The 12,076-nt window shown below is 65.6% G+C and carries 14 protein-coding genes; 6 read left to right on the top strand and 8 right to left on the bottom strand.

The features are described 5' to 3' along the window. The first annotated feature begins 45 nt into the window (after positions 1-45). On the top strand, positions 46-1,335 hold the full coding sequence (locus LZC95_15550; protein WXA98244.1) for a hypothetical protein: 1,290 nt from the start codon (positions 46-48) through the stop codon (positions 1,333-1,335). A gap of 38 nt (positions 1,336-1,373) precedes the next feature. Here LZC95_15550 and LZC95_15555 read toward each other — a convergent pair whose 3' ends face one another. After that, the gene (locus tag LZC95_15555) at positions 1,374-1,679 is read right to left on the bottom strand and encodes a hypothetical protein (GenBank protein WXA98245.1); all 306 of its coding nucleotides are present in this window, start codon (positions 1,677-1,679) and stop codon (positions 1,374-1,376) included. A gap of 47 nt (positions 1,680-1,726) precedes the next feature. Here LZC95_15555 and LZC95_15560 point away from each other — a divergent pair, with 47 nt between their 5' ends. Next, complete coding sequence (locus tag LZC95_15560) at positions 1,727-3,292, top strand: ATP-binding protein (protein WXA98246.1); 1,566 nt, start codon at positions 1,727-1,729, stop codon at positions 3,290-3,292. 32 nt (positions 3,293-3,324) lie between these two features. Continuing rightward, positions 3,325-3,696 carry a response regulator gene (locus LZC95_15565; GenBank protein ID WXA98247.1) on the top strand — a complete coding sequence of 124 codons (372 nt, stop codon included), beginning with the start codon at positions 3,325-3,327 and terminating at the stop codon, positions 3,694-3,696. Positions 3,697-3,715: 19 nt separating this feature from the next. On the opposite strand, the gene LZC95_15570 is transcribed toward LZC95_15565, so the two are convergent. The 3 genes from LZC95_15570 to LZC95_15580 form a co-directional block, all read right to left on the bottom strand. After that, entirely contained in the window at positions 3,716-4,099 is a 384-nt protein-coding gene (locus tag LZC95_15570) for a TerB family tellurite resistance protein (protein ID WXA98248.1), read from the bottom strand. Positions 4,100-4,137: 38 nt separating this feature from the next. Continuing rightward, positions 4,138-5,697 carry a hypothetical protein gene (locus LZC95_15575; protein WXA98249.1) on the bottom strand — a complete coding sequence of 520 codons (1,560 nt, stop codon included), beginning with the start codon at positions 5,695-5,697 and terminating at the stop codon, positions 4,138-4,140. Between the two features lie 80 nt (positions 5,698-5,777). Continuing rightward, positions 5,778-6,533 carry a Fic family protein gene (locus LZC95_15580; protein ID WXA98250.1) on the bottom strand — a complete coding sequence of 252 codons (756 nt, stop codon included), beginning with the start codon at positions 6,531-6,533 and terminating at the stop codon, positions 5,778-5,780. A 158-nt stretch (positions 6,534-6,691) separates the two neighbouring features. Here LZC95_15580 and recN point away from each other — a divergent pair, with 158 nt between their 5' ends. Further along, positions 6,692-8,422, top strand: coding sequence for a DNA repair protein RecN (recN, locus tag LZC95_15585; GenBank protein ID WXA98251.1), 1,731 nt, complete (start codon positions 6,692-6,694; stop codon positions 8,420-8,422). 2 nt (positions 8,423-8,424) lie between these two features. Here recN and LZC95_15590 read toward each other — a convergent pair whose 3' ends face one another. The 4 genes from LZC95_15590 to LZC95_15605 all read right to left on the bottom strand — a co-directional run bounded on the left by LZC95_15590 (position 8,425) and on the right by LZC95_15605 (position 10,628). Next, positions 8,425-8,841 carry a type II toxin-antitoxin system VapC family toxin gene (locus tag LZC95_15590; protein ID WXA98252.1) on the bottom strand — a complete coding sequence of 139 codons (417 nt, stop codon included), beginning with the start codon at positions 8,839-8,841 and terminating at the stop codon, positions 8,425-8,427. After that, complete coding sequence (locus LZC95_15595; GenBank protein WXA98253.1) at positions 8,838-9,101, bottom strand: type II toxin-antitoxin system Phd/YefM family antitoxin; 264 nt, start codon at positions 9,099-9,101, stop codon at positions 8,838-8,840. Before LZC95_15595 ends, LZC95_15590 begins: the two co-directional genes overlap by 4 nt. 52 nt (positions 9,102-9,153) lie before the next feature. After that, entirely contained in the window at positions 9,154-9,897 is a 744-nt protein-coding gene (map, locus tag LZC95_15600) for a type I methionyl aminopeptidase (protein WXB00339.1), read from the bottom strand. Positions 9,898-10,046: 149 nt separating this feature from the next. Next, a complete protein-coding gene (locus LZC95_15605) occupies positions 10,047-10,628 on the bottom strand; it encodes a hypothetical protein (protein ID WXA98254.1) in 582 nt (193 codons plus the stop codon). A 170-nt stretch (positions 10,629-10,798) separates the two neighbouring features. On the opposite strand from LZC95_15605, the gene LZC95_15610 reads away from it, so the two are divergent. Together LZC95_15610 and LZC95_15615 are read left to right on the top strand one after the other, a co-directional pair. Next, entirely contained in the window at positions 10,799-11,683 is an 885-nt protein-coding gene (locus tag LZC95_15610) for a hypothetical protein (protein WXA98255.1), read from the top strand. Positions 11,684-11,720: 37 nt separating this feature from the next. Beyond that, complete coding sequence (locus LZC95_15615; GenBank protein WXA98256.1) at positions 11,721-12,071, top strand: NifU family protein; 351 nt, start codon at positions 11,721-11,723, stop codon at positions 12,069-12,071. Positions 12,072-12,076 lie beyond the last annotated feature (5 nt).

A 12,076-nucleotide genomic window follows, 5' to 3' on the forward strand; every position in this document is an offset into this window, starting at 1 on the left:
CGTTTAGCTCTCATGCGTTCCAAAGCTGGGGATCCTCCCCGCACCATGGCCGAAAAAATCTTGGCCGGTCGCGCCGCGGGACCGGCTCGGGCCAAGCACGAGGTCGACGTCAAAGTGGACCAGGTCGTGCTGGTGCGCGACCCCAGGCGTGCTCTGGCCGAGGGCGTTGCCGCCGGGCTGAAAAAAGCCAGCCCTGAGGTTTCGATCGCTTACGACACGGTCTGTGTGCGCGACCCGTCGTCGCCGGCGCCGCTGGCGACCGAGGCGCTCTCGCACGGCCTTTCGGTCGCGCGGGCCGGAGCGGGGTTTCCGGCGCCGGTGCACCTCGAACGATTCGGCTCGCCTGCGCGCTTGGCCGTGACCGACGAGCCGCGTCTCGCCGCACTCGGCGGCGTGGGCATGCTGACCTGGGCCGTGCCGCCCGCCGCGTTGGGGCATGCGCTCGCGCGCGGTCGTGTGAAGCTTCGTCCGCCGCGCAGCATTCAGGTGCAGCTCACCGGCAAGCTGCGTCCCTTCGTCGGGGCGCGCGACGTCGCGTTCGAGTGGATCCGCCGCGATCTGGCCGGAATCGTGCAGCGCGTGGTGGCCTCGAGCGAATCGCCCGTGGTGCTCGAATTCGGCGGACCCGGCGCGCGGTTTCTCTCCGTTGCGGAGCGGGCCATCCTCTGCGCGGTGGCGCCGCAGGTGGGCGCTGTCGGTGCGCTGTTCGGAAGCGACGAGCGCACGGAGGTCTTTCTTCGCGACGAGCGCCGCTCGAAGGCGCACCGTTCCCTCGCGCCCGATGCGGGGGCGCCCTTCGAGGAGGTCGTCTCGCTGGATCTCGGCGCGGTCGATCCGCTGGTGCGGAACGTTGGTTCCGCAAGCTCCACGGGTTCCATTGTTCCGGTGCGCGAGCTCGCAGGAAAACCCGTGTCACAAGTCCTCCTCGGCGGCGACACCGGTTCGACCCTGCGGGAGCTCTTCGTGGTGGCCACGTTGCTCAAGTCGAAGCGTGTGCCCAAGGGCCTCGATTTTCTGCTGGCCGCGCCCTCACGGCAGATGCTCGAGGTGCTCGCGGAATCGGGGGCGCTGGCGGATCTCATCGCCACCGGCGCACGCCTGGTCGAGCCGGATCCGCGCATTGCCACGGGCCTCCTCTATCCGCCGCCCGGCCCGGGACTCAGCCTCACCACGTGCGAGCCCGAAGGTCCGGCCAACGTCGTCGTGGCCTCGGCCGAGACCCTCGCGTACGCGGTTGCTACGGGAAAAATAGGCGATCCGCGCGCTTTCAAGCGCCCCGTGCGCGTCACCGTTCCGCGGGTGCTGCCGACGGACGACGTCTTCGTCAGCCGGTAGCCACCCACACCTGTCGAGGAATGTCCAGTGATGTCTAGCTAGACGTAGGGATTCTTCTCGTGCCCTCGCGCTGCCGTGCGCGCGTTGGAGAACGCCACGTAGAGAACCTGCCCATCCCTACCGCGCACGATCTCTGCGGGGGAACGGCGCTGCGAAACCACGTTTTCATGGGCTCCCAGCATGATGACCAGGCGCTGAAAACCTTCGCCTCCCAGGTCGATTCCGACCAAGTGACCGCTCGAGTCGAGCAACAAATCGACGTTGCCCTGGAAGCGTTGATGAATCTCTCCGGTTTGGCAGACAACCCGATACGTATCGGAAGCGCCATCGTACGAGGTGGCCACTGCGCGCTCTTCACGAACCATATGCCAATGCTACGATGAGGGGCGGAATGTCGAAAGCGCGGCTTACACGTCAGGAGCTAGGCTGGCTGCTCACCCAAGAAGCCGCCGGCGCCGCAGAGCGGTTGCGCATGGGGGTGCAGGTCCTCAACGCATCGGGTGCCGCGGCCGCCGCCGAGCCGGCATCGCTCGATGCCACCTTGAACGCGCTCGATGACGCGATGAAGATGCTTTCATCGCTGCACTCGCGGCCTTCCGCGGTGCGTGGGCGTCGCGGACGCATCGATCTCGCCGCGCTCATCTGGGAGGTGGCCCCCGAGGCCCGCGTCTCCATCGAGCCAGGCAGCGGGACCGAGGTGTTCGGCGACGAGGCCGAAATTCGCCGCATGCTGCACGTGTTGGCGGGGCAGGGGACGGGCGGCGGCGCCGCCATCACCATCCGGCGCGAAGAGGACGAGGTGCGGGTCGCCGTCGTTCTGGGCCCGGACAGCTCGGTCACCGCCGACACGGAGCGCGCATGGATGAGCCGCATGGCCGTCCGTTACGGCGGCCGTTACGAGCTCGAGGGCGGGGCCGAAGTGTTGAGCCTTCCCGCCGACGGCGTGTCCGAGCGCAACGAGCGCGAGGCGCTGCGGAAAGAATTGGACGAGGCGCGCAAGCAGGGCGAAGCCTACGCGCGCGAGCTCGCGCAGGTCTACACGCAGGAAGCGGTGGCCGGCGGCGTGCCTTCCACCGTTCCCCCTCCGCACCCCTCGGAGCCGGCCGCCGAGCGGCTGGCCGCCCTGAGCCGCTTTTCCGCCGGCGTCGCGGCCGAGCTTCGATCCATCTTGTCGCCGGCCGCGCGCCAGCTCCCGGTGCGTCCCGCGCGCTCGTCGCAGCCGCAGCTGGGGCAAGTCGTCGGGCAGAGCTCTTCCTCCATTGCGCTCGCAGAGAACCCCGAGGAGCGCTGGGAGGTCGTGCGGCGTGCGTTGGTGCGGGCGCAGGACTTCGTCGGAGGCCTCGCGCACCTCGGTGAGTTGGACAGCGAAGAGCCGCACACGGATGTCGATCTGGTGGAGACCGCGCGCTCCGTCGTGTCGGCGCTTTCCGGTCGCGCAGATCGATCGGGCGTGCTTCTCCACGTGAGCACGCGCCTCGAGGGCATCGCGGCCCCGGTTTCGCACGAGCGCGGTCGCGTGCTGGCAACGGATCCGCAAGCGGGTCTCGTGGATGCGAAAGACAGCGAGCGCGCGCCCGTTTCCGAGCGCAGTCGTGGCGAAGAGCTTCCGGTGCGCTCCGCACCCCGCGCCCTGTCGGTGCTGCTCCGCGAGCTCGTGGGCCAGGCCATCGCCTCGTCGCCCCGCGGTGCAAGTGTGACCATTACCATCACGAACGCCGAAGCCGACGGACCGCGCATCTGCGTCGAAGATGCAGGTGCCCCGCTCCCCGCCTCCGCGCGTCGCTCGTTCGTTGGGCTCGACATCGAACCGGGCACGCACGGCCGTGCGACCAGCGTGCCCCTTTACGTGGCGAACGAGATAGCCGGTTGGTTGGGCGTCTCCCTGGAGCTTGCCGATGCCGAAGCCGGCGGATTGCGCATCATCGTCACTTTTCCGAGGGGAACGCTAGCGCGCTGATACCTGAGTCGGCGATAATCCCCGAAATTTCGATGCGTATCCTCATCGTGGAAGATTCGGATTCCGTCAGCAAAATGATCGAAGCCCTCGTCAAAGGGCGCGGCCACGAGGTGCAAACGGCGGCCTCGGGCCCGCGTGCGCTCGAATTGGCCATTACCACCGAGCCAGATCTCGTCCTGCTCGATCTGCATCTTTCCGGCTCGTACGACGGCTTCGAAGTGTGCCGCCGCCTCCGCGCCGATGCGCGTACGGAGGCGGTTCCCATCGTCATCATCAGCGCCTTGGACGACAGCGAATCGAAACAGCGCGCCCTGGAAACCGGCGCAAACGCATATTACACGAAGCCTTTCAGCCCCATGGCGCTGCTCAAAGAGATTGAAGGCTTCCAGTCTCGAATTGGTTAGTAACCGCTAACAGCGATTGCTAAAGCTGGCCCAATAGCTTTTTGGCGCGCTCGGAAGCGAAATCCATCAAGCCTTGCGCCTCGTCCGACGGGATTTTCAATTTCTCCACCAATTTGACGAGAAATTGGCGTTCGGCTTCGCCCTGTTCGCCGTCGACGTAGGACAGCAAAACCGCATGTTGGAGGAGGATTCGTCGATCGTCGGCCGATAGCTCTTGAAGCTCGATATCGTCGAGGGTCTTCTTTTCTTTGGCGTATTCGAGAACCTGTGTTCGTTCTTCGTCCGTCGCGTTGAAGGCGACCAGCAGTGCTTCCAGTGTGGCTTCTTCTTTCTCGGCAAATACGTCGTCCGCCCACGCCACCGGGACCAGTGCTTTGATGATGGCCAGATCTTCCTCGTGCATCCCCTTACTCCTTCGAGAGCTATCCCTGCCTATAGCACTTACTTCGCACTGACCCGGGCCTTTCGTGCAACTTCGCCGCCCGGCGGCGATACCTCGACGAATTCGTTCTGCCCGATGTGCAAGCGTTTCCGATAGGTGGACGGTCCGGCTACCAAGATATCGACGTCCGAATCACACGCGAGTTGGTCAATGATGGCCTCGGGCCCGAGGCCCGCAAGAAGCCAAATTTCCGCGCTGCGAGGCGTTGAAACGATATGTACCGTGCCCGGCGCGCCATGGCCACCAACCTCGCTGCCCGGCTCCCCCGGCGGCCACGGGTCCACGCCGGATTTGGCACGCGCCTTTTCCAGTTCAATGGTCATTTCATACCGTGGCTTGCCGCTTCCCGCGTCCCACGGCGCATTTTTCGGGATTACGGCGCGTTTCGGCGCAAAGCCATCGCCCGTCGCCACGAACTCCAGGCGCGCACCGACCGGCATACGTGGCACCTCGAGCGGTGTCTGCCCTGCGCGAACCAGGAGTTCCGCACGGGGAAGAGCGTCGGTGATGATCACCGTGGCTTTGCACGGCCTTGGAGGGCGCGCGGAGGGCGCCGGCTCGAGGGCGGCTTTTTCCGCCGGCAATGCGGGCGGCGTGCGTGAGCCGGAGCGCAGGATCCAAGCGAGAATGGCGGCCCCCACGGCCAATACCGCCACGGCCGCCACCACGAGTCCAATCCGTCGTGCAAAGGGCGCTTGCCGCTTTTGCCCTTGTCCGGGCGGGGTCAGCGCCTGCCCGCGACTGGAAAGGGGCGCCGGTGCCGGCGCGGGCACACGCGCCGAGGAGACGGGCTCGCGCGTGCTCGTTGGAAACGCGCCCGCGGGCGTGCGCGCCGAGGCCGGGCCCGCAGCCGACACGGGAAGGGGCACGGAGGCCGGCTGCAGCGGGGGAGGCGTGGGGGTGAGGCCCGCAATTTCCTTGAGGTCGCGCGAGACGACGGCGTCCGAGCGCGGGCCCTCCACCTCGAAGGCCGACAACAGGCTATCCACCTCGTCCCGTGGCCTCGACCTGCGCCCATCTTGGCTGCGCGGTCCCGTGTGTCCCGGATACGACGGCTGCGAGCCCCGGATGCTGCGCCGCTGTTGCGCATCGGGCGGAATGGAAGCATTGCGGCCGACGCCCAAGGTGACCCGCTTCACTTCGCGCGCGAGCCGGGCCAATGCGCGCCGCCCGGCGGCCCGGTTCACCGGAACCAGCGCGGCCTCGAGCTCTTGGGCCAGCGAGGCGATGCCCGCGCCCGCCTCTTTTTTGGCCGCTGCGTCGAGCGCGGGCGTTTGCGAGCCACTCGCCTCGAGCAGCCGCTGCAGGAGGCTGCGGATCGACTCCTCGGCTTTGTCGTTCGTGGCATCACTTCGCTTTTGGCGAAACACGAGGGCCACGGTGCCTTCGTCGCCGATATAGACCTGGCGCGGATCGACTTCCCCGGGGGCGCCCCCGGCGCCTTCGGCGATCTCGAGCGCGAGGTAACCCGCGAGCTCGGGGGCCAGAGGCACACGCTTGGCGCTCACGACCGCGAACACCTCCTCTAGGGTGATCGAGGATTCGAGCGGACCGCTCATGTGCACATCCCTTACTGTCTTCAGTCTTCAGGCTTCGGTAGCTGACGGCTGAAGAGCGACCCGGGGCCGTTCTTGACCGTTCAGCCTGTCGGACGAACGTTCCGACTCTCGTAACCGTCGAGCAGTTTCTCGACCGAAGCGAGGTTGTTCTCGATGGCTTCTTGGACGATGGAGGTCATCGTCTGGCTCGAGCCTTTGAGCGCCTCGTAATACCGCTGGCGTTCGGTCGAGTGGACGATGGAAGGCGGATAACCGCTCCGGAGAAGGAGCAAGTTCATGAACAGACGCGCCACCTTTCCGCTGTCGAGCTGGAAGGGAAAGACGCGCAAAAGATCGTAATGCGCGCGAGCTGCCACGCGCACGCCGGTTCGGGTGCGCCGCGTTTCCGGGTCGTTCACCCAATCGATCACTTGCCGCACTTTGTAATTGATCTTATCGGGCGGCGCATACTCATGGAAATAGAGACGGTGCTGCGGAATGTCCTTCCGGTAACGCACCGTTTTTACGTCCCCTTCCTCAGGATGGAGGGTGACGTAGATTTTCTTTACGACGTCGACCGTGATGGGCAGACGGCGGCGAACCGCATAATCGCGAATGAAATGCAGCGCCTCGCGATGCCGGCGAATCTCCTCGCAGACCGGCTGCATCCCCGAGTCGGCCGTGATGGCCGCATTCGGGTCGATGGCCGTCTTCAGCTCTTGGAAGGTGTAGACCACCCCCTCGAGCGCACTGTCGTGGTAGATCCACGACATGTCGAGGTTTTCCCGATAAGCCAGTTGGAAGTCCGCATCCGCCTTCTGCAGCCGTTCTTCTAGCAGTTGGGTGCGTTCTTCCACCGAAAGCGCTTTCGGCGGCGGTTCCGGGGGGGGCGCGACAGGTTTTTTCTTGGCTGTATTTTTCGTAGGCATAGGCCGGCCGGCGCCAGCGGCTGAGGCAGGTTTGGAAGCGAATACAGGCTAGTCGGACGGTACAAGAGAGGTCAAGGATTGCCCCAATGTTGGTTCAACTCCAGGTTCGAAACCTCGTTCTTATCGAAAATCTCGTGCTAGAGCTTCGCGGCGGTTTCAACGTCCTGACCGGTGAGACGGGCGCCGGTAAGTCGATGATCATCGACGCTTTGTCCCTGGTTTTGGGCGGTCGGGCTCGTGCCGACCTCATCCGTGCAGGCGCCCGAGAGGCCGAAGTCGAGGCGCTCTTCGAGATTCCTGCAGGATCCCGAGTGCTTGCCAAGCTGGAAGCGGCCGGGATCCCATTCGATGGTACCACGGGTGGGGGCGTCGCCTTGGTGGTGAGGCGGCTTCTGCAGTCGGAAGGGGGCGAGAGCCTTCGGACCCGGGCCTATGTGAACGGGCGCCTCTGCACCGCGGCCCAGCTCGCGGAATTGGCACCGGACCTTTGCGATATCGCCTCGCAGCACGAGAGCGTGAGCCTGACGGATCCGGCCACCCATGTGGAGTACCTGGACGCGTTTGGCAAGCTGGACGCCGCTCGGGATGCGCTTGCCGAGGAGGTGGATGCCCTTGCCGCCGTGGTGAAGGAGCTCGAGGCGGTCCGCGAGTCCGAGCGGGGGCGGGCGGAGCGGGAGGACTTCCTCGCGTTCCAGTTGCGCGAGCTCGACGAGCTTTCGCCCGAGGCGGGGGAGGAGACTTCGCTCGACCAAGAGCGTGCGCGCCTTCGCCATGCCGAGCGCCTCACACAGGCGACGGCCAAAACCGCCGAGCGGCTCTACGAAGGGGAGGGCGCCATCTGCGACGAGCTCGGGCGGCTCGCGGCGGACGTCGACGGTGCGGCGTCGCTCGATGGGTCGCTTGCACCGCTGGCCCGCCAGATCGAGTCGGCGCGCTCGGAGCTGGCCGATGCGGCCCGCGCGCTGGCACGCTACGCCGAGGGCGTCGAGGTCAATCCGCAGCGCTTGGCCGAGGTCGAGGAGCGGCTCTTTCGCTTGCAAAAGCTTTTGCGCAAACATGGGCCCACGACGACGGAGCTTCTGGCCCATCGCGATACGTTGCGCCGTGAGCTCGATGGGCTCGAAGGCTCCAGCGCCCGCGCCACGGAGCTGGAGTCGGCCCGGGATGCGCGCCTCGGCAAGGCTTCGTCGCGGGCGCGCACGCTCTCGCAGAAACGGCGTCAGGCCGCGGAAAAGCTGGCCGATGCCGTGGGGCGTGAGCTTGCGCAACTCGGCATGGGGCGCGCGCGCGTGGTCGTCGAGGTGGCGCCCATCGCCACCGGCTCCGCCGAGGCGGCGCTGCAAATCGACGGCGCGCGTCTCACGCGCAGCGGAATCGATCGCGTCGAGTTCCTCATTGCGCCCAACAAGGGCGAGGAACCGCGCCCGATGCGCCGCATCGCCAGCGGCGGTGAACTCTCCCGCGCGCTCCTCGCATTGAAGCGGGTCCTCGCCGAGAAAGGCCCCGCGGGCCTCTACGTCTTCGACGAAGTGGACGCGGGCGTTGGCGGTGCGATCGCGGAGGTCATCGGCCGATCCATCGCCGACGTGGCGCGCCACCGCCAGGTGCTCTGCATCACGCACCTGCCGCAAATCGCGGCCCTCGCCGATGGACACCACGTCGTCGGCAAGAGCGAAGTCAAAGGCCGCACCCTCACCACGGTGCGCCCCTTGAGCGAGAAGGAGCGCATCGAGGAGGTGGCCCGCATGATCGGCGGCGTCAAAGTCGGCGAGGCCGCCCGCCGCGCCGCCGAGGAAATGCTCGCCGCGCGCAAATAGGATTACGTCCAGGGATCGATGACGGTGACCCCGACGCTGCGGAAATCGCGCGTGTTGCGGGTCACCACGCTCAGCGCGCTGCGAACGGCGGTGGCGGCGAGCAGGCCGTCCACCGCGTGCAGCGCGTTGCCCGATTCTTTCGCACGCGCGCTGTAAATGCCCCAGAGAGCCGCCACCGCTTCGTCCACGGGCAAAAGCCGGTCGCGGTACGACGTGCGAAGCTCTGCGAGCCATCGTTCCAAGTTTCGTCGCTTCGGCCCTGGGCCAAGAAGCTCCACGCCCCGAATCAACTCGCCCACTGTGAGCACGCTGAGAAACAACGCCTCGTCGGGCTGATCGTCCAGCCAAGCCACGAACCCCGGATTGGGCTTCGGCGCCGCCAGCTCCGAGATGGCGCACGTGTCGAGCAGGTAGCTCATAGATCGACGTCGCGATCGCCGCCGGGATCTCTACGGAGATCCAACTCGCCCAGCTCCGAAGGGGCGGAGCGAAGGAACGCCTTGAAGGACCTTTTCTTCTGCCGAAGCGCTTCGTAATCGCGCACGCTCAGAATGACGGCTGCGGCGACGCCGTGCTTCGTCACGATCTGAGGGCCTTCGGTCTGGCTGCGCTCCAAGACCTTGCTGAACTCGGCCTTGGCCTGCTGCAGCTGCCATTCTTGTCGCGCGAGCAATGCCATGCTGACTAGTCTGACTAGTCTGCGGCGTCCCGTCCATCCAGATTTTGCCGGTTCAGACCGCCAAGACGGCCGAGAGGTTCTCCGAGAAGCGCAGCGGCTTCTGTCGCTGCGTGAGGACTTCGCAGCCGTCGCGGGTGACCACGACGGTGTGCTCGAACTGGGCCGAGAGCTCGCCGTCCACGGTGCGGACGGTCCACTTGTCGTCCGCGTCGATCTCGACCTCGTAGCGGCCCAGATTCACCATCGGCTCGACGGTGAAGATCATGCCGGCCTTGAGCCGCTGGCCGTCGCCACGCTTGCCGAAGTGTTTCACCTGCGGAGGCTCGTGGAAGCGCCGGCCGATGCCGTGACCCACGAAGTCGCGCACGACGCTGCAGCCTTGCGCTTCCACGTAGCTCTGAATGGCGTAGCCGATGTCGCCGAGGCGTGCGCCCTCGCGCACTTCGGCGATCCCAAGCTCCAGGCCGCGGCGCGCGGTCTCGACGACCAAGCGCGCTTCGGGGCTCGGCGTGCCGATGTAAAACGTGGCCGACGTGTCGCCGTGGAAGCCGTTGTAGAGGGTCGTGACGTCGACGTTGATGATGTCGCCGTTCTTCAGGACCTCGTTGCCCGGGATGCCGTGGCACACGACGTCGTTGAGCGAGGTGCAGACGCTCTTGGGAAAGCCCTTGTAGTTGAGCGGCGCGGGGTAGGCACCGCGGCGGATCGTGTCCTCGTGAACGATGGAGTTGATCTCTTCCGTGGTCATTCCAGCGCGAAGCTTCTCGCCCACGAGAACCAGTGTCTCTGCCGCCATCTGTGAGGCGATGCGCACGCCTTCGATTTCTTTTGCGCTTTTGATTTCTACACCCACGGTAACCCTCGGTCTTTCCTATAAGGATCGGCTACGCGTCGAGGTCAAGACGCGCGCTCCAAATTTCCAGGCCCAACCAGCCCATCGGATCGCTATTTCGATGCGGTTCCTTCACCGAACGCGGCGGCGGCACGAACGGCATCCACGACGTCTTTGTTGTCGGGTGCGGCGTGAAAGTGCAGCTCGGTATCTCCGTCGGGCCGGACGAACTCGCGCACGAAGACGACGAAGATGCGGCCGTGCAGGCGGTTCTGGAAGTTCTTGACGATGTTGGCCGCAGGGCTCGTGCGCTCGATGCGCAGGTTGAAGTTTTCACCCGACGGCGGATGCTCACCTGCAATCTTCTCGACGGGGCGAAGCCCCAAGTCGTAGCGAGCGTCGACTCCATCGTTCTTCGCGGTGACGGTGTCGACGCGAGCACGTACGACAGCATCCCCCACTTGCGTACGTTCACGTAGCACCGAATCACTGCGCGGATTCGCCTGCGCCTGACTCAGGCTCAAATCGATGCCTACCGCACGCGGCTCGATATCATCATCAAAGAGCTCCGTGGCGTGGCCGGAATACGCGGGCAGCGGGCGGGTGCCTTTGCTCGCACCAGAAGCAGCACCGCCACAGCCGAACATTCCGACGGAGGCGATGCCCAAAGTCAAGAGGATCGGCAAGAAGCGCATGGGAGGGCTTTTTACATCATTTTTCGGCGCCGGCCGTCGAAGTCTTCGAGAGCGGCCATTGCATCCAAAGAACAGCGCGTTGTTTGGTCCCAAACCAGCGCAATGCTAGTCTTGGTGGGGCAGGCGCCGCAGGCGGCCGACCCACTAGATACAAGAGGGCAGGGTTTTTCATGAAGCATCGTCTCCTTTTCGCCGCCGTCGTTTGCGGGGGTGTGGCTCTTTCGCTAAGCAGCTTGGCTGCTGACCACAAGGCGAGTGCCGCTGCTGCTGCCGCCGTGGAAGCTCCGACGGTGTCGTCGCTGGCGCCGCAGCTCGAAGGCTTCCGCTGGGGCATGACCCGCGCGGACGTCATCAAGGCGCACAACCAACTCAACGGCGTCTTCGATCGTGAGTACAACCCGCTGCTCATCAAGATGCAGCCGGGCGTGCGCATGCAGGCGCTCGAGTCGGAGCGTGAGACGAGAAAGTTGCAGTTTGCAAAGAGCCTGCACGAGTTCAAGGACGTGCCGAGCGGGTTCGATGCGACGGGCCTCAAGGGCGAGTACAGCTACCGCAACAATGAGTCCGCGCTGGTGCTCGAAGGGGCAACGAAGCGTCGGTTCTTCTTCTTCGTGGGCAGCGCGCCGGGCGAGCGCCTCTGGAAGATCTACGACGAGGTGAAGCTGATCGACGGCGGCTCCCTGGGCAAGACGTACCAGGAAGCCGTTTCAAAGATGAGCGCCAACGTGTCCGTGCAGGGCAAGGCCCGCAACGCCGATCCGTCGCGCTGGTTGATCCTTCCGTACACGGAGTGGCAAGACGGCTCGACGCACCTGCGCGTCGTGGACCGTTCCAGCGAGCGGCTCGTCGGGGTTGCCATGGAGGAGCGCAACACCTTCCGGAACATCTCGGCCATGCGCCCGAACAAGCTGGACGATCCGATGGCGCTCGATCCGAGTATCCAATTGGTGACCAAGGGCGGCATCAGCGATCCGAACGCCAAGCCGGCGCCGGGCGCCGGGGCTGAAGCCAGCGTGAAAGCCGGGGCCGGAAAGGCCGCCGCCAAGAAGAAGTAAGCTGGCCTCTCTTTCAGAAGCCCCTGCGGTAGGTGCCGTGGTATGCTCGCTGGCAAACAGCGTGCGCGCATCGGTGAATGCCAAGACTCCCCCAGCACCCGCCATCCCGGCAAACAAGTCGGCTCTCCGCGAGCCGGTCGAGAAGTTGTGTCGCGATGTACTTGCGCCACTCGTTCACGCCGACGGGGGCATTCTCTTCCTCGTCAGCGTGACGGCCGAGGACGTCCACATCCACCTCGGGGGAGCGTGTGCCGGTTGTCCCGGTGCGGCCATCACGCGCGACCGCATGCTGGAGCCCGCGATCAAGACGCTGCTCCCCAAGGCGCGCCTCACGGTCACCACCGGCTTTCGCGTGCCCGAGGGTGCGCAAAAGTTCGACGTACCCTGAGCGGC

This window comes from Sorangiineae bacterium MSr12523, assembly GCA_037157775.1.
GTDB classification, from domain to species: Bacteria; Myxococcota_A; Polyangia; order Polyangiales; family Polyangiaceae; genus Pendulispora; species Pendulispora brunnea.

Coding starts and splice junctions, on each gene's coding strand:
- LZC95_15605 (WXA98254.1), bottom strand. CDS start 10,628: ATGCGCTTCTTGCCGATCCTCTTGACTTTGGGCATCGCCTCCGTCGGA.
- map (WXB00339.1), bottom strand. CDS start 9,897: ATGGCGGCAGAGACACTGGTTCTCGTGGGCGAGAAGCTTCGCGCTGGA.
- LZC95_15595 (WXA98253.1), bottom strand. CDS start 9,101: ATGGCATTGCTCGCGCGACAAGAATGGCAGCTGCAGCAGGCCAAGGCC.
- LZC95_15575 (WXA98249.1), bottom strand. CDS start 5,697: ATGAGCGGTCCGCTCGAATCCTCGATCACCCTAGAGGAGGTGTTCGCG.
- LZC95_15590 (WXA98252.1), bottom strand. CDS start 8,841: ATGAGCTACCTGCTCGACACGTGCGCCATCTCGGAGCTGGCGGCGCCG.
- LZC95_15550 (WXA98244.1), top strand. CDS start 46: ATGGCCGAAAAAATCTTGGCCGGTCGCGCCGCGGGACCGGCTCGGGCC.
- LZC95_15570 (WXA98248.1), bottom strand. CDS start 4,099: ATGCACGAGGAAGATCTGGCCATCATCAAAGCACTGGTCCCGGTGGCG.
- LZC95_15565 (WXA98247.1), top strand. CDS start 3,325: ATGCGTATCCTCATCGTGGAAGATTCGGATTCCGTCAGCAAAATGATC.
- LZC95_15560 (WXA98246.1), top strand. CDS start 1,727: ATGTCGAAAGCGCGGCTTACACGTCAGGAGCTAGGCTGGCTGCTCACC.
- LZC95_15610 (WXA98255.1), top strand. CDS start 10,799: ATGAAGCATCGTCTCCTTTTCGCCGCCGTCGTTTGCGGGGGTGTGGCT.
- recN (WXA98251.1), top strand. CDS start 6,692: ATGTTGGTTCAACTCCAGGTTCGAAACCTCGTTCTTATCGAAAATCTC.